The organism is Phytohabitans sp. LZ39, assembly GCF_059359075.1.
This window is the reverse complement of the sequence record NZ_JCADBM010000004.1, coordinates 251,252-274,447: the sequence shown is the minus strand read 5'-3', so window position 1 is coordinate 274,447 and position 23,196 is coordinate 251,252. Positions and strand designations below refer to the sequence as shown.

Here is a 23,196-nt window from a genome sequence, read left to right as displayed (position 1 = left end):
CCCCGGGGGCGTGCCAGGCCTAGCGGGTCGTGGACCAGGCCGCCCACAGGGCGGCGTACCGGCCGCCGGCCGCGACAAGGTCGTCGTGGGTGCCGGCCTCGACCACGCGGCCGGCCTCCAGCACGATCACCCGGTCGGCGGCCGCGGCCTGGGTGAGGCGGTGCGCGACCACCAGGCCGGTACGCCCGGCCAGCGCGGCGGCGGCCGACTCCTCCAGCACGCGGGCGCCCGCGCTGCCGGCGTCGGCGGTGGCCTCGTCGAGCACCGCGATCGGTGGGTCGGCGAGCACCAGGCGGGCGAGGGCGAGCTGCTGCGCCTGGGTGACCGTGAGCGGGTGCCCGCCCTCACCGACCACGGTGGACAGTCCGTCCGGCAGCGCCCGCGCCCAGGGGAGCGCGCCGACCCGTTCGAGCGCGGCGCGCAGCTCCGCGTCGCTGGCGCCGGGCCGGGCGAGGCGCAGGTCCTCGTCGAGCCGGCCGGCGAAGACGTGCACCTCCTGCGTGATCAGCGCGACGGTCCCGCCGGTCGCGGCCGGGCCGAGCTCGTCGAGGCGTACCCCGCCGAGGTGGACCGTGCCGCTCGACGGGCGGTGGATGCCCGCGATCAGCTTGGCCACCGTGGTCTTCCCGGCGCCGCTGGCGCCGACCAGCGCGACCCGTTCGCCGGGCTCGATGTGCAGGTCGACGTCGCGCAGCACGGGATGGCCGGGCACGTAGGAGTGGCCGAGCCCGGCCGCCTTGACCGACCCGCCGACCATCTCCGGCGCGGCGGTGTGCGGGGTCGCCGGCAGCGACGCCACCCCGACGAGCCGGGCGAGTCCGGCGGCGGCCACCTGCGCGTCGTCCACAAGGGAGAGCGCCACGTTGAAGGGCGTGAAGAGGTTGTGGAAGTACAGCGCGGCGGCGGTCGCGGTGCCGATCGTCGCGGCGTCCGCGCGCACCAGCACGAACCCGGTGACCAGCACCGCGCTCAGCCCGATGTACTCGGCCAGGTTGAGCCGACCGAAGAAGCTCGTCATCAGCCGCACCGCGCGCAGCGCGAGCCGGACCGTGGCGGACGAGCGCTCGTTCACCAGGTCGACGTGGCGGTCGGCGAGGCGGAAGGCGCGCACCGTGGCGGCGCCGCCCACCGTGTCGAGCAGCTGCTGCTGCTGGACGCCGACGCTGACCCGCTGCTCGGCGTAGAGCGGGATGGCCTTGCGCACGTACCACCGCACGGTGTGCGCCTGCACGGGCACGGCGAGCAGCGCGGCCAGCAGGAACCGCCAGTCGAGCACCGCCATGCCCACGAGCGTGAGCACGATCGCGAGCCCGGAGCGGGCGAGCTGGGGCAGCGCGCGCCGGACCGCCTCGGCCACGATGGCCACGTCGGCGGTGACCCGGGCGCTGAGGTCGCCGGAGCCGGCCCGTTCGAGGCGGTCGAGGGGGAGGCACAGCGCCCGCGCCACGAACCGTTCGCGGAGCTGGGCCAGCATCTCCTCGCCCACGCCGGCGACGAGCGTCACGCCGAGCGCGGTGAGGGCGCCCTGGACGACCGCGACGACCGCGAGCAACACGATCGGTGTGGTGAGCGCGCTCGCCGGGCGGCCGTCCGCGACGAGGTCGACGATCCGCCCGAGCAGCGGCGCGGTGAACAGGCTGGCCGACGTCGCCGCCACCAGCACGGCGAACGCGACGCCCGCCGTCAGCCGCCGGCCGCGCAGCAGCTCGCGTACGGCGGCCCACGTTTCGCGCCCGCTCGCGGTCGGGAGCAGGACCTCGGAGTTCACTGGAGCACCGCCGCACGGTAGGAGGGGTCGTTCGCGACGAGGTCGGCGTGGTGGCCGAGCGCGGTGACCGTGCCGCCGTCGAGGACCGCCACGCGGTCGGTCGCCGCCAGCAACGCGGGGCTCGTCGTCACCACGATGGTGGTGCGGCCGGCGCGGACCTCGCGGATGCCGGCCGCGATCCGCGCCTCGGTGACCGCGTCGACCGCGGTCGTCGGGTCGTGCAGCACGAGCACCGGGGGATCCGCGGCCAGCGCGCGGGCCAAAGCCACCCGCTGGCGCTGCCCGCCGGAGAGGGACTGCGCCCGCTCGCCCAGCACGGTATCCGCGCCGTCCGGGAGGCTGTGTGCGACCTCGTCGGCGGCCGCCGCGGCCATCGCCCGGCCGACCTCGCCGTCCCCGGTGGACGAGACGTTGGACGCCAGGGTGCCGGCGAAGAGGATCGCGTGGTGGGCGGAGACGAGGATGGCGCCGCGCAGCTCGGCCGGGTCCAGTGTGGACAGCGGAACGCCGTCCAGCGTCACCGTGCCCGCGTCGGGGTCGGTGTCGCGGGCGAGCGTGGCGAGCAGTGCCGTCGCGGCCGCGGGGTCGGGTGCCACCACGCCGAGCAGCTCGCCGGCCGCCACCTCCAGGTCCACACCGGACAGCGCGCCGTGGTGGACGCCGGACAGGGCGACGTGGCCGCGTACCGGATCGGGCATCCGCCCCTGGCCCGCGGCGACGGCCGGCGGCGCGGAGAGCACCGCGGCGATCCGGCCGGCCGAGGCGCGGCCCTGTGCCAGCTGGGCGTTGACCCAGGCGAGGAGCTGGAGCGGGGTGAGCAGGAAGAGCGCGAGGCCGACGGCCGCGACGAGGTCGCCGACGCTGATGTCGCCGTTCGCGGCCAGGCGGCCGCCGACCAGCGCGACGGCCGCGATGAACACCCCGGTCAGCGCGAGGATCGCGCCGTCGTGCGCGGCCTGCGCCCGGGCCGCCCGCAGCGTCGCGGACAGCGAGTCCTGGCTGGTACGCCGGTAGCGCGCGACCGCCGCCCCTTCGGCGCCGATGCCCTTCAGCACGCGGAGGCCGGCGACGAGGTCGGCGGCGACGCCCGAGGCGTGTGCGGCGCGCTCCTGCTCGACGGCGCTGCGGCGCTCCAGGGGGCGGCCGAGCAGGTGGCCGAGCCACAGCAGCGGCGGCGCGCCGAGCAGCACGACGAGGCCGAGCGGCACCGATATCCACAGCAGCGCGGCCGCGCTGACCAGCAGGCCGGTGAGCGCGGCGATGCCGGCGGGGAGCACCACGTTGACGCCGCCGACCCGGCGGGCGTCGCCGGTCGCGATGTTGGTCAGCTCGCCGGCCAGGCGCCCGGTCTCGGCGCCGCCGCGCGGGTCGAGGATGCGGCGGGTGAGCCCCACCCGCAGGTCGTGGCCGGCCCACTCGGAGGCCCGCTCGGCCGCGCGGGCGCCGAACCTGTAGCTGTACGACAGCACCGCGAAGACACCGCCCAGCACGGCGAGCCACAGCACCAGCCGGGTCACCGATCCGGTGGCCACCGCGGTGTCGATGACCACACCGATCAGCACGGGTACGAGCGCCTCGCCGGCCTGGTGTCCGGCCGCCAGGAGAGCCGCCACGGCCACGTGCCGCCGCTGGCCACCGATCGCCCGGCCCAGGACTGTCCCTCGATCACCTCGCATAGTAAGGCGAGGCTAATCTAACAACCGTGGATGTGGCGAGAGGGGTGGCCAAGGGCACTGGCCTACTCGTCGCCGCCGGTGCACTCCTCCTTGTCTTCCTGGTGAGCGTGTGGGTGGGGTCGAAGCAGATCCCTTTCACCGCCGTGTGGAGCGTGCTGTGGCACGACGACGGCTCCAGCGACGCGGCGATCATCCACGAACTGCGCATCCCGCGCGCGTTCCTCGCGGTGCTCGTCGGCGCCGCGCTCGGGCTCGCCGGCGCGCTGATGCAGGGGGTGACCCGCAACCCGCTGGCCGACCCGGGACTGCTCGGCGTCAACGTCGGCGCGGCCGCCGCCGTGGCCCTCGCGATCGCGTACGCCGGGGTGACCAGCGTCGTCGGGTACGTGTGGTTCGCGTTCCTCGGCGCGGCGGCCGTCTCCGTGCTCGTGTACCTGATCGGCTCGGCCGGCCGCGCCGCCACCCCCGAGCGCCTCGTCGTGGCCGGCGCGGCGGTGAGCGCGGCGCTCGGCGCGGTCACCTACGCGGTGCTGCTGCTCGACCCGGAGGCGTTCAACCAGTTCCGGTACTGGGTGGTCGGCTCGCTCGCCGGCCGCCGCGAGGACACGCTCGTGCGGGTGGCGCCGTTCATCGCGGTCGGCATCGTGCTCGCGCTGCTGCTCGCCCGCCCGCTCAACGCGCTCGCGCTCGGCGACGACGCCGGCCGGGCGCTCGGCGCGCACGTGGGCCGCACCCGCGTGCTCGGCGCGGTCGCGGTGACGCTGCTCTGCGGGGCGGCCACGGCGGCGGCCGGTCCGATCGGCTTCGTCGGCCTCGCCGTGCCGCACGTGGCCCGGATGATCGTGGGGCCGGACCAGCGGTGGGTGCTGCCGTACTCGATGGTGCTCGCCCCTGTGCTCCTGCTCGGCGCCGACGTCGTCGGCCGGGTGGTGATCGCGCCCGCCGAGCTCCAGGCCGGCGTGGTCACCGCCTTCGTGGGCGCGCCGGTCTTCATCGCCCTGTGCCGGCGACGGAAGCTGGCCCGGCTGTGAGCGGGAGTCGCGAGGCTACGGGCGGCGGAGCGTGGCGGACACAGACGGTGCTTCGCACGCCGCGGGACCGCGTCTCGGTCCGGATTCCCCAGCGCGCCCTCGCCGTCTGCGTCGCGCTCACGCTCGCGGCCGCCGGCGTCGGGGCGGTCACCATGACGACCGGCGACTACCCGGTGCCGCTGCTCGACGTGCTCAAGACGATCGCCGGCCAGGGCCCGCCGGGTACCGACTTCATCGTGCTGACGCTGCGGATGCCGCGCCTGCTCACCGGCGTCCTCGTCGGCTTCGCGCTCGGCGTCGGCGGCGCGGTCATGCAGCGCCTGTCCGGCAACCCGCTGGGCAGCCCGGACGTCATCGGCTTCACGAACGGGTCGGCCGCCGGCGCGGTCGTCGTGATCCTGCTCTTCGACGGCGGCATGTACCAGGTGGCGGCCGGTGCGGTCGCGGGCGGGCTGGGCACGCTCGCGCTGGTGTACGGGATCGCGTTTCGCCGCACGCTCTCCGGGATGCGGCTGATCCTGATCGGCATCGGGCTGTCCGCGATGTTCGTCGCGCTCAACAACTACCTCATCGCGCGGGCCAGCCTCGACGACGCGATCGCCGCGCAGGTGTGGCTGATCGGCAGCCTCAACGGCCGGCGGTGGGACCACGTGCGGCCGCTCGCGCTGGCACTGGCGGTGCTGCTGCCGCTCGTGCTCCACTATGGACGGAAGCTGGCCATGCTGGAGATGGGCGACGACACCGCTCGTGCGCTTGGGGTGCCCGTCGCGCGTACCAGAGGGATCTTGGTGTTGGCGGCTGTCGCGTTGAGCGCGGTCGCGACGGCGGCCGCGGGCCCGATCGCCTTCGTGGCGCTCGCGGCGCCGCAGGTGGCGCGGCGGCTGACCCGGTCGGCGGGCCCGGGCCTGATGGCGGCGGGGCTGATGGGGGCGCTGCTGCTGACCGGCGGCGACCTGGCCGTCCAGCGGGCGTTCGGGGCGGCGGCGCTGCCGGTCGGGCTCGCCACCTCGGCCATCGGCGGCGTTTACCTCGCGTGGCTCCTCGTGCATGAGTGGCGGCGCACCCGGGCATAGAACGGGCGAGAACTCCGCCCGCTCGGGCATCCCAATCCTGCGTTCATGTCCGATAAATCCTCAGGTAAGCGTTGCTCCCGCGGGTCCGAACGGGCAAAGTCAGGCGCAGGAACCCGCTCTGTGAACCGGCTCACACCGTTACGGCGGTGTTAGAACATGTTTACGCGCGGGCTCAGGACGGAGGTGCGGAGGATGAAGGCCGACGAGCGGCAGCACCGCATCCTCGTGCTGGCGCGCAGCAACGGCGACGTCGACGTGGCCAAGCTCGCCGCCGAGCTCGCCGTGGCGCCGGAGACCATCCGGCGCGACCTGCGCATGCTGGAGCAGCACGGGCTGGTCCGGCGCACGCACGGCGGGGCGCGCGCGGTGGAGACCGCCCGCTTCGAGACCACCCTCGCGATGCGCACCACCCGCCTGGTGCCGGAAAAGCGCCGGATCGCGGCCGCCTGCGCCGATCTCGTGGGCGACGCCGAGACGGTCTTCGTCGACGAGGGGTTCGGGCCCCAGCTCATCGCCGAGGCGCTGCCCGCCGACCGGAGCCTCACCGTGGTCACCGCGTCGCTGAGCACGGCCGCCATCCTCGCCGCCAACCCGGCCACCACCGTGCTGCTGCTCGGCGGGAGGGTGCGCGGGCGCACACTCGCCACGGTCGACCACTGGGCCACCGGGATGCTGGCCGGCTTCGTCATCGACCTCGCCTTCGTCGGCGCCAACGGCATCTCCCGCGAGCACGGGCTGACCACGCCCGACCCGGCGGTCGCCGACGTGAAGGCACAGGTCGTCCGCGTCTCCCGGCGGCGGGTGTTCGCCGGGGTGCACACGAAGTTCGGGGTGAGCAGCTTCTGCCGCTTCGCCGAGATCGCGGACTTCGAAACAATCGTCACGGACGCGGCGCTGCCCGCGTCCGAGGCACACCGTTACTCCCTGCTCGGCCCGCAGGTGCTGCGGGTCTGAGCCTTCGCTGAGTCGCTCTCCCGGGAGGTTTGTCGTGCCACGCCGCCCCTTATTTATTGCTATTTCGGCTCTTGTTATGACACTCACCGCCTGCTCGGGCGCCGGTGGCTCCGGCTCCAGCAGCGACGGAGACAGCAAGACCATCACCGCGCTCATGGTGGGCAACCCGCAGATGGAGGACATCGCCAAGCTCACCGCCGACACCTTCACCAAGGAAACCGGCATCACGGTCAAGTTCACGATCCTTCCCGAGAACGAGCTGCGCGACAAAGTCACGCAGGACGTGGCCACCCAGGGCGGGCAGTACGACGTGGCGACCATCGGGGCGTACGAGGCGCCCATCTGGGCCAAGAACGGCTGGCTGCACGAGCTTTCGTCGTACGCCGACGGGGACTCGGGCTACGACAAGGCCGACCTGCTCGAACCGATGGTGAAGTCACTGTCCGGTGAGGACGGCAAGCTCTACGCGGCGCCGTTCTACGGCGAGTCGTCGTTCCTGATGTGGAACAAGGAGCTCTTCGCGGCCAAGGGCATCACGATGCCGGAGCGCCCCACGTGGCAGCAGGTCGCCGACTTCGCCGCCCGGCTCAACGACAAGAAGGCCGGCGTCGCGGGCATCTGCCTGCGCGGTCTGCCCGGCTGGGGCGAGGTCTTCGCTCCACTCACGACGGTCGTGAACACGTTCGGCGGCACATGGTTCGAGAAGGACTGGACCCCCAAGGTGAACTCGCCGGAGTTCACCCAGGCCACCAAGTTCTATGTGGACCTCGTGCGGCGGTACGGCGAGGCGGGCGCGTCGCAGGCCGGCTTCACCGAGTGCCTCAACACGTTCGGGCAGGGCAAGGCGGCGATGTGGTACGACGCGACCTCCGCCGCGGGCACGCTCGAAGACGCGTCCGCGTCCAAGGTGGCCGGCAAGGTCGGCTACGCCTACGCGCCGGTGAACAAGACCAAGTCGTCCGGCTGGCTGTGGGCCTGGGCGTGGGCGATGCCGAAGACCACCAAGCAGGCCGACGCCGCGTGGAAGTTCATCTCGTGGGCCACCGGCAAGGAGTACGAGAAGCTGGTGGGGGAGAAGCTGGGCTGGTCGCGGCTGCCGGCGGGCAAGCGCACCTCGACCTACAACCTGCCCGAGTACAAGCAGTCGGCCACCGCGTTCGCGGACATCACGCTGAAGGCGATCGAGGAGGCCGACCCGACCAACCCGGGCCTCCAGCCGCGGCCCGCGCTGGGTGTGCAGTTCGTCGGCATCCCCGAGTTCGCCGACCTGGGCACGAAGGTCTCCCAGGAGGTGGCGTCGGCGATCGCCGGCAAGACCACAGTGGACAAGGCCCTCGCCGACGGCCAGAAGCTCGCCGAGGACGTCGCCGAGAAGTACCGCAAATGACCTCGACCACCTTGGCGAAAGCGCCCGCCCGGCCCGTCTCGCGCCGGGTCGGGCGGGCGCCCTCCCGGCGGGACCGGTGGTCCCGGCGGGCGCCGCTGCTCCCCGCGCTGATCTTCGCGATCGTCGTGACGCAGGTGCCCTTCCTCGTCACGCTGTACCTGTCCACATTGAGCTGGAACGCGCTGCGGCCCGGGTCGCGCTCCTTCGTCGGGCTCGACAACTACGGCACGGTGCTGTCGGACGGCCGGCTGCGCGCGGCGCTGCTCAACACCGTCGTGCTGACCGCCAGCTCGGTCATCGTGTCGGTGCTGCTCGGCCTGGGGCTGGCGATCCTGCTCGACCGGAAGTTTCCCGGCCGGGGCATCGTGCGCACGCTGCTCATCACGCCGTTCCTGGTGATGCCGATGGCCGCCGCGCTGCTGTGGAAGCACGCCATCTACAACCCGGCGTACGGCCTCGTCAACGGCGTGCTCGGCGGCGACACCGACTGGGTCTCCACGTACCCGATGGTCGCGGTCGTCGCCACGCTCGTGTGGCAGTGGACGCCGTTCATGATGCTGATCATCCTGGCCGGCCTGCAGGCGCAGTCGCTGGAGACACTCGAGGCGGCCCGCGTCGACGGCGCGACCGCGTGGCAGACCTTCCTGCACGTCACGCTCCCGTACCTGCGCCCCTACCTGGAACTGTCCGCACTGCTCGGCTCGATCTACCTGGTGCAGACGTTCGACGCGGTCTTCACCATCACCCAGGGCGGGCCGGGCACGGCGACCACCAACCTGCCGTACGAGATCTACCTGACCACGTTCCGCAAGTTCGAGTACGGCGAGGCGGCCGCCGCCGGCGTCGTCGTGGTGATCGGCACGATCGTGGTCGCCACCTTCGCGCTGCGGGTCATCTCCGGCCTCTTCCGGATGGAGGTGCAGCGATGAGGCGTTCACTGTGGACCGTGGTGGCCTGGGTGTGCGGGCTGGTCTTCTTCTTCCCGGTGCTGTGGATGGTGCTGACCGGCTTCAAGCGGGAGGCCGACGCCGCGTCCAACCCGCCCACGTGGGTCTTCACGCCCACATTGGACGGTTACCGGCAGGTGTTCGACCGCGACCTCACGCCCTACCTGCTGAACTCGCTGATGGCCAGCCTCTTCTCCACGCTGCTCGTGCTGGTGCTGGCCACCCCGGCCGCGTACGCGCTGTCGCTGCGGCCGGTCGCGAAGTGGCGGGACGCGCTGTTCTTCTTCATCTCCACCAAGATGCTGCCGGCCGTGGCCGCGCTCCTCCCCATCTACCTGGTGGTCAAGGAGCTCGGCATGCTCGACAACGTCTGGACCATGGTGATCCTCTACTCCGCCATGAACCTCCCGCTGGCCATCTGGATGATGCGCTCGTTCCTGCTGGAGGTGCCCACGTCGGTGCTGGAGGCCGCCGAGATGGACGGCGCCGGGCTGCTGATGTCGATCCGGCGGGTGCTGCTGCCGATCGTCTCGCCGGGCCTGGCCGCCACCGCGCTGATCTGTTTCATCTTCTCCTGGAACGAGTTCTTCTTCGCGGTCAACCTGACCGCGACCCGCGCCGGCACGGCGCCGATCTTCCTGGTCGGGTTCATCTCCTCGGAAGGGCTGTTCCTGGCCCGGCTGTGTGCCGCCGCCACGCTGGTGTCCCTGCCCGTCGTGCTGGCCGGTTGGCTGGCGCAGAAGCAGCTCGTGCGGGGCCTGTCGATGGGAGCTGTGAAGTGAAGGCCGCTGTTGTGGTGACACCCGGGCAGATCGCCATCGAGAAGGTGCCCGATCCCACCCCGGGCCCGCGGGACGTGGTCGTGGAGGTCGCCGGTTGCGGCATCTGCGGCACCGACCTGCACATCATGGACGGTGAGTTCGCCCCGGCGTACCCGATCATCCCCGGCCACGAGTTCGCCGGCCGCGTGGTAGAGGTGGGCAGCGCGGTGACCGAGATCGCGGTCGGGGAGCAGGTGGCCGTGGACCCGTCCCTGCACTGTGGAGAGTGCTACCAGTGCAAACGGGCCCGCGGCAACCTGTGCGAAAACTGGAACGCGATCGGCGTCACCAAGCCCGGCGGCGCGGCCGAGTTCGCGCTCGCGCCGGTCGCCAACTGCTTCCGCCTCCCTGCTTCCGTCAACGTGGCGGACGCCGCCCTGATCGAGCCGTTGTCCTGCGCGGTACGCGGCTTCGACGTGCTGCCGCGACGGCTGGCCGACCACTACCTCATCTACGGCGCCGGCACGATGGGCCTGATGATGATGGAGCTGGCCAAACGCGCCGGCGCCGCCACGGTGTCCATGGTGGACATCAACCCGACCCGCCTGGACACCGCCCGCCTGCTCGGCTGCTCGGCCGCGGCCGCCTCGGCCGACGAGCTGACCGCCCCCCGCGGCTGGGACGTGGTCGTCGACTGCACCGGCGCCGAGGCGGCCATCACCGACGGCCTGGCCCGGGTGGGCAAGGGCGGCACGTTCCTCCAGTTCGGCGTGGCGTCGTACGGCGCGCGGGCGGTCATCGAGCCCTACAAGATTTACAACCAGGAGATCACCATCACCGGCTCGATGGCGGTCCTGCACAGCTTCGACCGGGCGGGCGAGCTGTGGTCGACCGGCCTCCTCCCGGCCGACGTCTTCATCAGCCACCGCTACCCCCTGGACGACTACGCCAAGGCCATGACCCAGTTCCGCGACGGCGTAGGCCGCAAGATCCAGGTCGAACCCTGACCCGGCCGGCACGGCCCCGGGGCCGGCCGCGGCCGGTCGGCCCCGCGAGCCTGTCGACCTGCTAGCAGCAATGCGTCCATTGACCACCGCGCCGCCGTTTCTCGATGCCGCTGTACCCCGCGGCCTCACCCGTCCGTCGGTCGCGCTCGCCCCGCCGGCTGCGCCGGCCCGTGCGGGCCTGCTAGTGGGCGACGTCCTCGAACTACCTGACGGTAGGGCCGCTGATCCCTTGATCGGCGGGACACCTTGTAGATCGTGGTCGTCTGGACCCCCTCCAGGGGGACTAAACGACCACGATCACCAGGAGGGCCTCCACCCTCGTCGCCGATCAAGGCCCTTGCGGCAACTCGCTGGACGCCAAAGGCGAGCCCAACGATCTTCTTGAACCCATCGACTTTCGCGGTTCCGGCCGGCTTGCGGCCCGGCCAAGCAAGGCTCCGCAAGCCCCGGTGTCCACCGCTTCGGTGATCGTTAGCCCAAAACCCGCGTTCGTGCCGGCGTGTCACGCGGGTTTCGGGCTAACGATCACGACGCCTTCCAGATCCCGAGCCGATGGTCCCGTCATGTGGGAGATGCGGGGCTGCGGCGGCTGGCTGGCGTGATCGTTAGCCCGTTAGGGGCGTGGTCTTCGGCGTGTCGCGACCTTTTCGGGTTAACGATCTTGGCGCCGCCCACATGCTGAGCCACATCCCCAACCAGTGGGAAGGTGGGCCGGCGATCCGCCGGTCCTTGTGTTTCGCGGCCAGGCCAATCCCGAAGCCGCTGCCAGCGTGCGAAGCCCGAGGCGTGCCGTATGCCGTCGTCCACCCGCACGGGGAGCGGACCAGCGCCGGGGCCGCCACGACCCGCGGACGGTGAGGATCAGACGCAAGGCTGGCGGCCCCGGCCCCGGCGCTGGTCTGCTCGGCTCAGCGTGGACGACGGCATACGGCACGGCTCCCACCGCAACCACCCACCAAGAAGGGTGAACAAGCCGGGGACGGCCCGGCCGGAGCCCGAGGCCCCGCCGGAGGCGCACTAACCGTAACCACAAACCCGAAGGAAGTGGAGAAGCGGCAGAAAGACCAAACAGCAACGGAAACGCTTCGGCGGCCACCGAAGGATGGCGGGCATAGCGTCTGCGGTATGGAGATCTTCGTGGAGTGCCCCGACGACGTCCGAGCGGTGCTGGCGGACCCCCGCTTCATTCCCGTCCCACCGGACCGGAGTGGACCGCAGGGGTCGATGGCGTGGCTGAGGTCGGCGGTGGCCCGGTTCAGCCACGGCACCGACCACGTGCGCCGGCGCGCGATCGTCGAGGCCGACCTCGCCGCGATCGACCCCGCGGCCCTCGCCACCGCCGCCGCCCGGTCCTCCCGCCCCGCCGACGAGGTGGCCGTCGCCGTGCTGGCCGAGGCCCTGGGCATGCCGGACGTCGACACGGTGGTGGCGGAGGTCCCCGCGATCGCGGCCGGCTACCTCATGCCGGGCGGCGCGGCCGCCGAACACGCCGCCGACTGCGCGGTGGCGGCGCTGGTGAAGCTGCTCGGCGGCACGCCGGACGAGCGTGTCGCCAACCGGATCGGCCTGCTCGTCCAGGCCTACGCCGCTACCGCGGCCCTGGTGCGGGCCGCGGTCGAGCACGGCTCGATCGTGGACGCCGCGCCCGTGCGCACCACCCGGCGTGTGGCCACTGTGGACACCGAGTTGGCCGGAGCGGGGGACACGCTCGTGCTCGACCTCGCCGCGGCGGGCCTGCCGTTCGGCGGCGAGCCGCGGCTCTGCCCCGGCCGCGCGCACGCCGTCGCCATCGCGGAAGGAGTGGCGCGGTGACGGCCTTCCGGGACCTGCACCACCAGGAGCGCCCGCTGGTGCTCCCCAACGCCTGGGACTACGCCTCGGCCGCTGCCCTGGCGGCGCGTGGCTTCCCCGCCGTGGGCACCACGAGCCTGGGCGTCGCGGCCGCCGCGGGAAAGCCCGACGGCACCGGTGCCACGCGCGACGACACCGTCGACCTCGCCCGCCGGCTCCAGGGCCTGCCGTGCCTGGTCAGCGTCGACATCGAGGGCGGCTTCAGCGAGCGGCCCGGCGAGGTGGCCGACCTTGTCGCCCAGCTCGCCGACCTCGGCGTCGCGGGCGTGAACATCGAGGACGGGCGGCCGGACGGCACCCTCGCCCCGATCGACAAGCAGTGTTCGGTGATCGGGGAAGTGCACCTGCGGGTACCCGAAATGTTTGTGAATGCCCGCACGGACACGCACTGGCAGCGGCGGGCGACCCCCGCGGCGCTGGAGGAAGCGCTGCGGCGCGTGCGGGCGTACGCGGACGCCGGCGCCGACGGGGTCTTCGTGCCCGGGGTGACCGGCGACGCGGAGATCGGTGCGCTGGTGGAGGTGGCGGGCGTGCCGCTCAACGTGCTCTTCGCGCCGGGGGTCGACCTGGAGCGGCTGGCCGCGCTCGGGGTGCGTCGGGTGAGCACCGGCTCGCTGCTTTTCCGGGCGGCGCTGACGGCCGCGGTCGAGACGGCGGCCACCGTCGCCGCCGGTGGGCAGCCGGCGAAAGGCCTGCTCAGCTATGTGGACGTACAGGCGTTGAACGAACTCCCAGGCGCGTCGCGTACAACTGCCATGTGAGGACCACGTCCCGTCGCGGGTTGCTATCCATGGCCGCAGCGTTCGGTGTCGCGGGGTTGGCCACAGGTGGTGCTGGCATCGTGACACTGCGTTCAAATCGTCCCGCCGGTGCCAATGGGCCCGCCGCCGGGCCGGCGCGCACGAGACCGACGCCCTCGCCCTCGCCCGACCTGGTGGCGAAGACGAAGGCGCAGCTGGAGCGGTTTGTCCGGAGCAACGGCGGGCGGGTGGCCGTGGCGCTGCACGACGCGGTGAGCGGTGCGGGGTTGTCGGTGGGCACGCGGCGGTTTCGCACCGCGAGCATCGTGAAGGTCGACATCCTCGCCGCGCTGCTGCTCGACGACGACACGTTGACGACCACGCAGCGGGCGCTCGCCACCGACATGATCACGGTCAGCGACAACGACGCGGCCAGCCGGCTCTTCCGCACCGTGGGCGGGGTGTCCGGGCTCAACAAGGCAAACGCCGCCTTCGGCATGAAAGAGACGAAGGCCAACTCGGCCTGGGGCGTCACCACCACCACGGCGGCCGACCAGGTGCGGCTGCTGCGGTCGATCACCGCGGGCGACTCGCCGCTGTCGGGGGCGGCGACGAAGTTCGTGCTCGGGCTGATGGGCAAGGTGGTCGAAGAGCAGCGATGGGGCGTGCCCGCCGCCGCGCCCGCCGGCGCCTCCGGCGTGTGGGTCAAAAACGGCTGGGTCCAGGTCAGCGCCGACGGCGGCCGGTGGGCGGTCAACAGCATCGGCCGGATCACCGAAGACGGCCACGACTGGCTGATGGCCGTGCTCTCCGACCACCACGCCACCCAGGAGAAGGGCATCGAGATCGTGGAGCAGGCGGCCACGATGGCGTTGCGCTCGATGCGGGCCTAGGTAGACAACCACCACATCCGTCACAGAGAATTGATGCGCCTGGTAGTGAACCAGGCACGCAGCGTCGACGTATAGGTGAAAACATCCGCGGTTCTCTTTGGCGGGAGGAGCCGTGACACTAGCCATCGTTCCGTTGCCGAGGCGCGTGGTGGCCCGGCGCCGGCGTGCGTTCACGCTGCTGGCGTTCGTGCAGGCCACGCTCATCTTCACGATCACCGTGGTGTCGGTGCCACTGCCCGCGATCGGTCGTGAGCTGGGCCTGGAGCGGGCCCAGCTGATCCTGGTCAGCGCCGCGTACGCGCTGTCGTTCAGCGGCCTGCTGCTCTTCGGGGGCAGGCTGGCCGACCGCTACGGCGGGCGGCGGATGCTCCTCATCGGACTCTTCGTCTTCGCCGCCGCGTCGATCACCGCCGGATACGCGCAGAGCTATCCGATGCTGGTCGGTGCCCGCTTCGGCCAGGGGATCGGTGCCGCGGTCATCGCGCCCGCCCTGACCGCGGTGCTGCGCGGCGTCTTCGCCGACCCGGTCAGCTACCACCACGCGATGGCCAGGTGGGGCGGCATCTCCGTGCTCGGCGCCACCTCCGGCGTCGTGCTCGCCGGCATCGCCACGACCTGGGTGTCGTGGCGGTGGATGTTCGCGGCGCCGGCGCTCGTCGCGACGCTCGCCCTGCTGATCGCGCCCCGGCTGGTGCCCGCCGGCGCGCAGCCCCACCCCGGCCAGCGCCCCCGCCTCGACCTGATCGCGGCCGTGCTCGCCACCGGCGGCATCACGATGCTCAGCTACGGCTTCGTGATCACCGACGAGTACCCGTGGTCGTCACCGCAGGTCACCGGCCCGCTGGTGGGCGGCGCGGCGCTGGTATTGGCGTTCGTGCTGGTGGAGCTCCGCGGCAACACACCCCTGCTGCCACTGTCCTTCCTGGCCAACTCCCGCCGCGTCATCGCCCTCCTCGCGATCGCCCTCGCCGCGGCCGGCTCGTCGATCATCTGCCTGCTCCTCGGCCTGTACCTCCAGCAGGTCCGCGACTGGACCACACTGCACACGTCGCTCGCCTTCGTGCCGTACGCGGTGTCGCTCATCATCATGGGCCGCATCGGCCGCCGGCCGATCGAGCGCTACGGCGCGCCCGCCGTCGTCGCCACCGGCCTCGCGCTGTCGGCGGCCGGCTTCCTGCACCTGTCCGGCCTCGACCCGCAGACCACCTACCTGACCGGCCTGCTCCCCGGGCTGGTGCTGGTGCCCGCGGGCGTGGCGCTGGCGTTCGCCGGTGCGACGGTGCTGGCGATGGCCGACGTGCGACCGCGGCAGGCCGGCCTGGCCGGCGGCCTGATGAACACCTTCATGGAGATCGGCCCCACCCTCGGCGTCGCCCTGCTCATGGCCGTCGCCGCCGCCCGCAGCACCCACGTCGGCGGCGCCGACGCCGCCGCGGCCACGACCAGCGGATACGCGTGGGCGTTCGGCGCGGCGGGGCTCACGTTCGCGCTGCTGGCGGTGGTGGCGCTGGCGACCGAGCAGCCCGACCCCGCGACCGAGCCGGCCCGCGAGGAGCCCGACGCCGAGTACGCCTGGCGCGCCCGCGCCGCCGCCTAGCCCGCCGTCCTGGGGGTCCGGCCTCTGCGGCCTCCGCCGGGCCTCGCGGCCTTCAAACGGATTTCGAATATTTGAGCTACCGCGATGTCCGTCATGGTCCGGACCGCTGCGCGGGGCCCCCGGGGAAACGTGGAGCGCAGCGGAGCGTTTTCTTGGGGTGCATTTCCCGCGGCCTCACCCGTCCGCCGTTGGTCGTGCTCCCCCTGCGCGCAAGCGGCGGGGGAGAAGGGTGTGCTGGAGCTCGCGCCGCGGTGGTCGACGTTTGTCCACAATGCCCGTTCCCGGATCGGCGATCTGGGGAAGTAGCGGGGTTTGTCGCCGCCGGGAGCGGTGCCCGCGGGGGCATACGGTCCGCAGGTGACGCGGGCATGGGCAAATATGCCTGAAGCAACGCCACGACGGGGCGGCGACCCTCACCCAGACTTGAAGCTCAAAGGTGTCAGGGGCGCTCTTCGGGGTCGAGGCCGCGGGCGGCGCGGCCGCCGTCTACCGGGATCGTGGCGCCGGTGAGGAAGCTGGCCTCGTCCGACAGCAGGTGGGCGACGGTGGCGGCGACCTCCTCGGGGCGGCCGAGCCGGCCCAGTGGGTGGAGCCGGCGCATCTCCGCCTCGATCCGCACCGCGCCGGCCGGGCCGGCGTCGGCGAGGTAGGCGTCGTAGCGTTCGGTGGCGATCGAGCCGAGCGCGACCGCGTTGACGCGCACGCCGTGGCGGCCGTACTCCACGGCGAGCGCGCGGGTCAGCCCCTCGACCGCGGCCTTGGCGGTGGCGTAGGGGAGCGCGCCGGGCACCGGGCGGCGGGCCTGGTGGGAAGAGACGTTGACGATGGCGCCGCCGGTGCCCGCCGCGAGGAAGTGCTTGACCGCCGCGGCGCAGCCGGCGACCGCCAGGCCCAGGTTGAGGGCGATCAGGTCGATCACCTCGCGGGCCGGGCCGGCGTGCAGCGACGCGTCGCGGAAGACGGCGGCGTTGTTGACCCAGCCGGCGAGTGGCGCCTCGCCGGCGGCCAGGTGTGCGGCCCGGGCGGCGATCTCCTCGTCGGCGGCGTCGCCGGTGACGGTCATCAGGCGGTGCGGGCGCCGCTCGCCCGGCCAGCCGACCTCGACGTCGACGTCGGTGTGGCCGTGGGGGAGCGGCAGCGGCCAGTCGAGGTCGATGCCGACGACCGGGCCGTCGTGCAGCAGGCGTTCGACGATGGCCCTCCCGACGCCGCGGGCCGCGCCGGTGACCACATAGGACCCACTCATCGGAACGCGTCCGCGTGCGCGCGCACCCGCTGGCCGGCGCCGGCGAGGGCGCGCACGATCTCCCCGCCGACGTTTCCGGTCGCCCCCGTGACGACGATCATGGGTTGAGCTTACCGAGCAACCCGTTCAGCTCGCCGTAGTCCAGGTCGGACGAGAGCCCCTCGTACGTGCCGGTGGTGAGCACCTCGCGCATGCCGCGCCGGGCGTGCGCGTACGCGGACAGCGCGATCGACGCGCCGACACTCACCCGGGCCACGCCGAGCTTGGCCAGGTCGGCGACGGGCGGGGAGCCGGGGCCGGCCATGATGTTGAGCGGCGCGTCGATGCCCGCGGCGAGCGCGGCGATCGTCTCCGGGTCGGCCACGCCGGGGACGAAGATCCCGTCGGCGCCGGCCGCGAGGTACGCCGCGGCACGGTCGAGCGTCGCCGCCAGGCGCGTGCCGGGGTCGCCCACCGCGCGCAGGTAGGTGTCCGTGCGGGCGTTGACGAACAGGGGTACACCGGCGGCGGTGGCCGCCTCCCGCGCGGCCGCGAGGCGGTCCGCCTGCTCGCCCGTTGGCCGCAGGCCGTCGCCGCCGGCGTCCTCGATGTTGACGCCCGACGCGCCCGCCTCGACGATCGCCCGCACCGTCTCGGCGACCCCGGCCGGGTCGGCCGCGTAGCCACCCTCGATGTCCGCGCTGACCGGCACGCTCACGGCGGCCGCGATGCGGGCGACAAGGGCGGCGGCCAGCTCGCGGCCGAGGTGGTCACCGTCCGGCGCGCCGAGGCTCCACGCCACGCCCGCGCTGGTGGTCGCGACCGCGGCCGCACCGGCGTCCTCGGCGAGGCGGGCGGTGGCGACGTCCCACGCGTTCGGCAGGACGAGGACGGTGCCGGGCGCGTGGAGGGCGCGGAGGGCGTTGGTCTTGTCGAGAAGGCTCGTCATGCCCTCCACTCCACCAGCCGCGACGGCCGATGTCCGGCCATTTTCGGACATCAACGCGGCGGCTCGTCGACGACTGGAACACCAGTGCTGTCAACGCGGCCGGATAACAGCACTGGTGTTCCAGTCGTGGGTGTCGGGACGTCAGACGAGCCAGACGATCAGGATGATCAGCACCGCTACCACGAGCACGACCGGGATGAGGCGGATCAGCACGGGCGCGGCCGCGGCGCGCACGAGGTCGACCGGTGCCGGCTCGCCGCCCGCGGAGACGTCGCCGGCGCCGTCCTCCACCGCGGGCGACGTGGCCGGTGCGGTCGCGCCGCTGGGGGAGGTGAGCACCGTCTCCTTGAGCTGGGCGACGAACTGGTCGAGGAGCTTGCCGCTCACCTGGGCGATCGCACCCCGCCCGAACTGGGCCAGCGGACCGGCCACCGTCAGGTCCGTGACCACGGTGACGCGGGTGCTGTCGGCGCCCTCGCCGGTCAGGTCGGCGGTGACCACCGCGGAGGCGCGGCCCGGCCCGCCGCTCTGCTTGCCGGTCGCCTCCAGGACGGCGTGGTGCCGCGCGGCGTCGCGCTCGCGGAAGCGGGCTACGCCGGCGTACTGGGCCACCACCGGGCCGACCTTGACCTTGACGGTGCCGTGGTAGTCGTCGCCGTCCACCTCGGTCAGTTTGGCGCCGGGCATGCAGGGGGCGATGCGTTCGATGTCGGTGAGCACCGCCCACGCCTCGTCGACCGGGCGGGGGACGACGAACTCGTTGTCCAGGCGCACGACTACTCCAGAACGGGCAGCAGGGAAGCGGACGGTGGCACGACCGGCGGCGGGGGAGCGGCGCGAGGGCGGCTGGCGACGATCTCGGCGAGGATGGACAGGGCCACCTCGGGGGCGGTGCGGGCGCCGATGTCCAGGCCCGCCGGGGAGTGCACCGCGGAGGTGTCGACGTCCAAAGAGGACAGCACCGCGGCGCCGCGGCGGCGGCTGGCGACAAGGGCGACGTACGGCACACCGGCCCGGAGGGCGGCGGTGAGCACCGGCTCCTCGTCGTGGCCGTGCGAGGCGACGACCACCGCGACCGCGTCCGCCGGGATCGCCAGCGCCGGGTCCACAGTGGTGGCCACCTCGTAGCCCAGCGCGCCGCCGAGCGCCACCAGCGCGCGGGCCACCGGGGCGTCGCCGAGCACGTGCACCAGCGGCGGCGGGAGCATCGGCTCCAGGAAGATGTCCAGCGCGCCGCCGGAGTGGCACGGGTTGGCCACGGTGACCGCGCCTTCCTCGACGGGCACGTCACCGACCGAAGCGGGCACGTCACCGACCGAAGGCGTGATGCGTAGCAGCGTCGACTCGCCCGAGGCCAGCGAGCGGAGGCCGAACGAGAGCACCGTCGACTCGGCGCACGTGCCGCCCACGAAGCCGTCGAGCGTCCCGTCCGCCAGCACCAGCGCCGCGTCGCCCGCCTTCGCGCTGGTCGGGCGCTGCGCGCGGACCACCGTCGCCACCACGAACGGCTTCCGCTCCGCGCGCAGCACCGAGGCGCGGGACAGCAGGTCGGGTCTCATGTGATGGCCAGGTCGGTGCGGAGCGGCCGCCCCTGGATCGCCCGCCACACGTGCGCGGGCGTGAGCGGCATGTCGGCGTGCCGTACCCCATAGGGCCTGAGGGCGTCGAGGACCGCGTTGACGACGGCGGCCGGGCTGCCGACGGTGGCCGACTCGCCGACTCCCTTGGCACCGATGGGGTGATGTGGCGACGGGGTGACCGTCTCGCCGAGCTCCCACGAGGGACATTCGACCGCGGTGGGCAGCAGGTAGTCCATGAAGGACGCGCCCAGGCAGTTGCCGTCCTCGTCGAACGCGATCAGCTCCATCAGCGCCATCCCGATGCCGTCCGCCAGGCCGCCGTGCACCTGGCCCTCGACGATCATCGGGTTGATCCGCACGCCGCAGTCGTCGACCGCCACGAACCGGCGCACCTTGACCTGCCCGGTGCCCGGGTCGACGTCCACCACGCAGATGTACGCGCCGAAGGGGAATGTGAGGTTGGGCGGGTTGTACACGGTCGTCGCGTCCAGGTGGCCCTCGACGCCCTCGGGCAGTTCGAGGCTGGAGTGCGCGGCGAGCGCGATCTCCTGGATCGTGCGCCCCTGCGAGGCGTCGCCGCGCACGTACCAGCGGCCCTTCTCCCACTCCAGGTCGCCGGGGTCGACCTCGAGCATCGCGGAGGCGACCTGTTTGGCCCGCTCGCGCACCTTGCGGGCGACGACGGCGGTGGCCGCGCCGGAGACCGGGGTGGAGCGGGAGCCGTACGTGCCGAGGCCGAACGGGGTCTGGTCGGTGTCGCCGTGCACCACCTCGATGTCGTCCGGCGGGATGCCCAGCTCCTCGGCGACGATCTGCGCGTACGTGGTCTCGTGCCCCTGCCCCTGCGACTGCACCGAGATGCGCAGCACCGCCTTGCCGGTGGGGTGGACGCGAAGCTCGGCGCCGTCGGCCATGCCGAGCCCGAGGATGTCCATGTGCTTGCGCGGGCCCGCGCCGACCGCCTCGGTGAAGAAGCTGAGGCCGATGCCCATCAGCGGCCCGCTCCGGTCGCCGTCGGCCCAGCGTGAGCGCTGAAGGGCCTGCTGGGCACGGAGCTCGGAGTAGCCGGCCATGTCCAGGGCGAGCGACAGGGCTCGCGGGTAGTCGCCGGAGTCGTACTCCCAACCCGTCGGGCTGGAGTACGGGAACTGCTCGGGCTTGATCAGGTTCTTCATCCGCAGCTCGGCCGGATCCATGTCGAGCTCCAGCGCGAGCACGTCGATCATGCGCTCGATCAGGTACGCGGCCTCGGTGATCCGGAACGAGCAGGCGTACGCCACGCCGCCCGGCGCCTTGTTGGTGTACACGCCGGTGACCGCGCAGTGGGCGGCCTCCACGTCGTACGAGCCGGTGAAGACGTGGAAGAAGCCGGCCGGGTACTTGGTCGGCTGGGCGGTGCCGTTGAAGGCGCCGTGGTCCGCGATCACCTTCACCCGCAGCGCGCGGATGTCGCCGTCGCGGGTGGCGGCCACCTCGCCGCGCATGTGGTAGTCGCGGGCGAAGCCGGTGCTCATCAGGTTTTCCGAGCGGTCTTCCATCCACTTGACCGGCTTGCCGGTGACGATCGAGCCGACGATCGCGCATACGTACCCGGGGTAGATGGGCACCTTGTTGCCGAAGCCGCCGCCGACGTCCGGCGAGATGACCCGGATCTTGTGCTCGGGCAGGCCGGCGACCAGCGCGTACACGGTGCGGTGGGCGTGCGGTGCCTGGGTGTTGCACCACATGGTGAGCTTGCCGGTGACCGCGTCGAAGTCGGCGACCGCGCCGCACGTCTCCAGCGGGGCGGGGTGGACGCGCGGGTAGAGCACGTCCTGAGCGACCACCACCTCCGCCGACGCGAACACCGCGTCGGTGGCCGCCTCGTCGCCCGCGCCCCAGTCGAAGATGTGGTTGTTCGTCTGGCCCTCTTTGTCGTCCCGGATCACGGGGGCGTCCGGGTCGAGCGCGCGGCGGGCGTCCACCACGGCGGGCAGCGGCTCGTACTCCACGTCGATGAGCTCCAGCGCGTCGCGCGCGGAGTACTTGTCCTCCGCCACGACGAACGCCACCTCCTGCCCCTGGAAGCGGACCTTGTCGGTGGCGAGCACCGCCTGGGTGTCGTACGACAGCGTGGGCATCCAGGCGAGCTTGAGCCCTTCCAGCGTCTGGCCGGTGATGACGGCCTTGACCTTCGGGTGGGCCTGCGCGGCGGCGGTGTCGATCGACACGATCCGCGCGTGCGCGAACGGGCTGCGCAGCACCGCGCCGTACAGCATGCCGGGCAGGTTGACGTCGTCGACGTACGTGCCCCGCCCGCGCACGAACCGCGCGTCCTCCTTGCGGTGCATCCGGCCGAAGCCGATCGGCTTGTCCACAGTGGTCATGGAGTGGCCACCTCCCCGGCGGGGTGCTCGGCGGCCCAGCGGACCGCGCGGACGATGTTTTCGTAGCCGGTGCAGCGGCACGACTGGCCGGAGATCGCCTCGCGGATCTCGTCTTCCGACGGGTCGGGGTTGCGGTCGAGCAGCCAGCGGGCGGTCATCATCATGCCCGGCGTGCAGAAGCCGCACTGGAGGCCGTGGCAACGCACGAAGCCCTCCTGCACCGGGTCGAGCGCCGCGCCGGCGGCCAGCCCTTCGACGGTGCGGACCGTGCGGCCGTCGGCCATCACGGCGAGCACGGTGCACGACTTGACCGGCGTGCCGTCGAGCCAGACCACGCAGACGCCGCAGTTGGAGGTGTCGCAGCCCCAGTGGGTGCCGGTGAGGCCGAGCGTGTCGCGTAGGAAGTGCACGAGCAGCAGCCGCGGCTCGACGTCCGCGGTGTGCTCGTCGCCGTTGACGTTGACGGTGATCTGCATCAGGCCCTCCCCGAAGCCCGAGCCACGGCCCGGCGCAGCGCGCGGACGGTCAGCTCGCCGGCCAGGTGTCGCTTGTAGTCGGCCGGGCCGCGCTGGTCGACGACCGGCTCGCAGTGCTCGGCGGCGATCCGGCCGGCCTCGACCAGGCTCGTGTCGGTCGCCGGTGAGCCGCGCAGGTACTCCTCGGCCTCGGGCGCGTGGAAGTGGGCCGCGCCCACCGCGGTCAGGCCGATGCCGGCGTCGGTGATCGTGTCGCCGTCGAGCCACACGGCAGCGCCGGCGGCGGCCACCGCCCAGTCGCCGACCCGCCGCTCCACCTTCTCGTAGGCCGATCCGCCACCTGGTCGGATCGGTACCGCGATCTCGGTGAGCAGCTCGCCCGGCGCGACCACCGTCTCGTACGGCCCGGTGTGGAACTCGCGCACCGGCACCCGGCGCGTGCCGGCCGGCGTGCGGATCACCGCCACCGCGTCGACCGCGGCGAACGCGGCCGACAGGTCCTCCGACGGGTCGGCCTGGCAGAGCGAGCCGCCGACCGTGCCGCGGTTGCGCACGACCGGGTCGGCGATCACCTTCTCCGCGTCGTGGAATATCGGGTAGTGCTCGCCCACCAGCGGCGAGGCGAGCAGGTCCGCGTGGCGGGTCATCGCGCCGATGGCCAGCACGTCGCCGTCGAGCCGGACGTAGGCCAGCTCCCCCAGGTCGTTGATGTCGACGAGCGCCTCGGGCCGGGCGAGCCGCAGCTTCATCATCGGGATGAGGCTGTGCCCGCCGGCCACCACGCGCGCCTCGCTGCCCCACTTGGCCAGCAGCGCGAGGGCATGGTCCACACTGGTCGCGCGCTCGTACTCGAAATGCGCCGGCACCTGCATCGGCCCATCCTCGTGACCCGTGTGAGAGGCTGACAATGCCGCG

At 72.8% G+C, this 23,196-nt stretch carries 20 protein-coding genes; 11 read left to right on the top strand and 9 right to left on the bottom strand.

The window, feature by feature from the left end:
- Positions 1–19 precede the first annotated feature (19 nt).
- Both AC5L36_RS10310 and AC5L36_RS10305 read right to left on the bottom strand, forming a co-directional pair.
- Positions 20–1,768 (bottom strand): ABC transporter ATP-binding protein, encoded by a 1,749-nt coding sequence (locus AC5L36_RS10310; RefSeq protein WP_441214729.1) that lies wholly within the window; start codon positions 1,766–1,768, stop codon positions 20–22.
- Positions 1,765–3,444: an ABC transporter ATP-binding protein gene (locus tag AC5L36_RS10305; RefSeq protein WP_441214728.1), complete on the bottom strand. Its 1,680-nt coding sequence runs from the start codon at positions 3,442–3,444 to the stop codon at positions 1,765–1,767. Before AC5L36_RS10305 ends, AC5L36_RS10310 begins: the two co-directional genes overlap by 4 nt.
- Before the next feature lie 26 nt (positions 3,445–3,470).
- Between AC5L36_RS10305 and AC5L36_RS10300 the strand changes: the two genes are divergently transcribed.
- From AC5L36_RS10300 to AC5L36_RS10250, 11 genes are all read left to right on the top strand, one after another.
- Entirely contained in the window at positions 3,471–4,475 is a 1,005-nt protein-coding gene (locus AC5L36_RS10300; protein ID WP_441214727.1) for a FecCD family ABC transporter permease, read from the top strand.
- Positions 4,476–4,522: 47 nt separating this feature from the next.
- Positions 4,523–5,548 (top strand): FecCD family ABC transporter permease, encoded by a 1,026-nt coding sequence (locus tag AC5L36_RS10295; protein ID WP_441214726.1) that lies wholly within the window; start codon positions 4,523–4,525, stop codon positions 5,546–5,548.
- A gap of 192 nt (positions 5,549–5,740) precedes the next feature.
- Positions 5,741–6,502, top strand: coding sequence for a DeoR/GlpR family DNA-binding transcription regulator (locus AC5L36_RS10290; RefSeq protein WP_441214725.1), 762 nt, complete (start codon positions 5,741–5,743; stop codon positions 6,500–6,502).
- Positions 6,503–6,578: 76 nt separating this feature from the next.
- Positions 6,579–7,889 (top strand): ABC transporter substrate-binding protein, encoded by a 1,311-nt coding sequence (locus AC5L36_RS10285; protein WP_441214724.1) that lies wholly within the window; start codon positions 6,579–6,581, stop codon positions 7,887–7,889.
- Positions 7,886–8,818, top strand: coding sequence for a carbohydrate ABC transporter permease (locus AC5L36_RS10280; protein ID WP_441214723.1), 933 nt, complete (start codon positions 7,886–7,888; stop codon positions 8,816–8,818). The genes AC5L36_RS10285 and AC5L36_RS10280 overlap by 4 nt, the downstream gene beginning before the upstream one ends.
- The gene (locus AC5L36_RS10275) at positions 8,815–9,618 is read left to right on the top strand and encodes a carbohydrate ABC transporter permease (RefSeq protein WP_441214722.1); all 804 of its coding nucleotides are present in this window, start codon (positions 8,815–8,817) and stop codon (positions 9,616–9,618) included. The genes AC5L36_RS10280 and AC5L36_RS10275 overlap by 4 nt, the downstream gene beginning before the upstream one ends.
- The gene (locus AC5L36_RS10270) at positions 9,615–10,604 is read left to right on the top strand and encodes a zinc-dependent alcohol dehydrogenase family protein (RefSeq protein ID WP_441214721.1); all 990 of its coding nucleotides are present in this window, start codon (positions 9,615–9,617) and stop codon (positions 10,602–10,604) included. The genes AC5L36_RS10275 and AC5L36_RS10270 overlap by 4 nt, the downstream gene beginning before the upstream one ends.
- Before the next feature lie 1,125 nt (positions 10,605–11,729).
- Entirely contained in the window at positions 11,730–12,416 is a 687-nt protein-coding gene (locus AC5L36_RS10265; RefSeq protein WP_441214720.1) for a cytochrome P450 family protein, read from the top strand.
- Complete coding sequence (locus tag AC5L36_RS10260) at positions 12,413–13,216, top strand: isocitrate lyase/PEP mutase family protein (protein ID WP_441214719.1); 804 nt, start codon at positions 12,413–12,415, stop codon at positions 13,214–13,216. The genes AC5L36_RS10265 and AC5L36_RS10260 overlap by 4 nt, the downstream gene beginning before the upstream one ends.
- Positions 13,217–13,389: 173 nt before the next feature.
- Positions 13,390–14,088, top strand: a complete 699-nt coding sequence (locus tag AC5L36_RS10255; protein WP_441214718.1) for a serine hydrolase — start codon at positions 13,390–13,392, stop codon at positions 14,086–14,088.
- A gap of 112 nt (positions 14,089–14,200) precedes the next feature.
- Positions 14,201–15,685, top strand: a complete 1,485-nt coding sequence (locus AC5L36_RS10250; protein WP_441214717.1) for an MFS transporter — start codon at positions 14,201–14,203, stop codon at positions 15,683–15,685.
- 439 nt (positions 15,686–16,124) lie between these two features.
- Here the strand turns inward: AC5L36_RS10250 and AC5L36_RS10245 are convergent, their stop codons facing one another.
- The 7 genes from AC5L36_RS10245 to AC5L36_RS10215 all read right to left on the bottom strand — a co-directional run bounded on the left by AC5L36_RS10245 (position 16,125) and on the right by AC5L36_RS10215 (position 23,153).
- Positions 16,125–16,931: an SDR family NAD(P)-dependent oxidoreductase gene (locus AC5L36_RS10245; protein ID WP_441214716.1), complete on the bottom strand. Its 807-nt coding sequence runs from the start codon at positions 16,929–16,931 to the stop codon at positions 16,125–16,127.
- 97 nt (positions 16,932–17,028) lie between these two features.
- On the bottom strand, positions 17,029–17,859 hold the full coding sequence (locus AC5L36_RS10240) for an isocitrate lyase/PEP mutase family protein (protein ID WP_441214715.1): 831 nt from the start codon (positions 17,857–17,859) through the stop codon (positions 17,029–17,031).
- Positions 17,860–18,000: 141 nt separating this feature from the next.
- On the bottom strand, positions 18,001–18,633 hold the full coding sequence (locus AC5L36_RS10235; RefSeq protein WP_441214714.1) for an SRPBCC family protein: 633 nt from the start codon (positions 18,631–18,633) through the stop codon (positions 18,001–18,003).
- Positions 18,634–18,635: 2 nt separating this feature from the next.
- Positions 18,636–19,418 (bottom strand): XdhC family protein, encoded by a 783-nt coding sequence (locus AC5L36_RS10230; protein WP_441214713.1) that lies wholly within the window; start codon positions 19,416–19,418, stop codon positions 18,636–18,638.
- The gene (locus AC5L36_RS10225; RefSeq protein ID WP_441214712.1) at positions 19,415–21,805 is read right to left on the bottom strand and encodes an aerobic carbon-monoxide dehydrogenase large subunit; all 2,391 of its coding nucleotides are present in this window, start codon (positions 21,803–21,805) and stop codon (positions 19,415–19,417) included. Before AC5L36_RS10225 ends, AC5L36_RS10230 begins: the two co-directional genes overlap by 4 nt.
- On the bottom strand, positions 21,802–22,281 hold the full coding sequence (locus AC5L36_RS10220; protein ID WP_441214711.1) for a (2Fe-2S)-binding protein: 480 nt from the start codon (positions 22,279–22,281) through the stop codon (positions 21,802–21,804). The genes AC5L36_RS10225 and AC5L36_RS10220 overlap by 4 nt, the downstream gene beginning before the upstream one ends.
- Complete coding sequence (locus AC5L36_RS10215) at positions 22,281–23,153, bottom strand: FAD binding domain-containing protein (RefSeq protein ID WP_441214710.1); 873 nt, start codon at positions 23,151–23,153, stop codon at positions 22,281–22,283. Before AC5L36_RS10215 ends, AC5L36_RS10220 begins: the two co-directional genes overlap by 1 nt.
- Positions 23,154–23,196 lie beyond the last annotated feature (43 nt).

Bases quoted from the DNA above. Each gene is read 5' to 3' on its own strand.
- AC5L36_RS10305 (WP_441214728.1), bottom strand. From the start codon at position 3,444: ATGCGAGGTGATCGAGGGACAGTCCTGGGCCGGGCGATCGGTGGCCAG.
- AC5L36_RS10290 (WP_441214725.1), top strand. From the start codon at position 5,741: ATGAAGGCCGACGAGCGGCAGCACCGCATCCTCGTGCTGGCGCGCAGC.
- AC5L36_RS10285 (WP_441214724.1), top strand. From the start codon at position 6,579: ATGACACTCACCGCCTGCTCGGGCGCCGGTGGCTCCGGCTCCAGCAGC.
- AC5L36_RS10280 (WP_441214723.1), top strand. From the start codon at position 7,886: ATGACCTCGACCACCTTGGCGAAAGCGCCCGCCCGGCCCGTCTCGCGC.
- AC5L36_RS10275 (WP_441214722.1), top strand. From the start codon at position 8,815: ATGAGGCGTTCACTGTGGACCGTGGTGGCCTGGGTGTGCGGGCTGGTC.
- AC5L36_RS10265 (WP_441214720.1), top strand. From the start codon at position 11,730: ATGGAGATCTTCGTGGAGTGCCCCGACGACGTCCGAGCGGTGCTGGCG.
- AC5L36_RS10245 (WP_441214716.1), bottom strand. From the start codon at position 16,931: ATGAGTGGGTCCTATGTGGTCACCGGCGCGGCCCGCGGCGTCGGGAGG.
- AC5L36_RS10240 (WP_441214715.1), bottom strand. From the start codon at position 17,859: ATGACGAGCCTTCTCGACAAGACCAACGCCCTCCGCGCCCTCCACGCG.
- AC5L36_RS10230 (WP_441214713.1), bottom strand. From the start codon at position 19,418: ATGAGACCCGACCTGCTGTCCCGCGCCTCGGTGCTGCGCGCGGAGCGG.
- AC5L36_RS10225 (WP_441214712.1), bottom strand. From the start codon at position 21,805: ATGACCACTGTGGACAAGCCGATCGGCTTCGGCCGGATGCACCGCAAG.
- AC5L36_RS10220 (WP_441214711.1), bottom strand. From the start codon at position 22,281: ATGCAGATCACCGTCAACGTCAACGGCGACGAGCACACCGCGGACGTC.
- AC5L36_RS10215 (WP_441214710.1), bottom strand. From the start codon at position 23,153: ATGCAGGTGCCGGCGCATTTCGAGTACGAGCGCGCGACCAGTGTGGAC.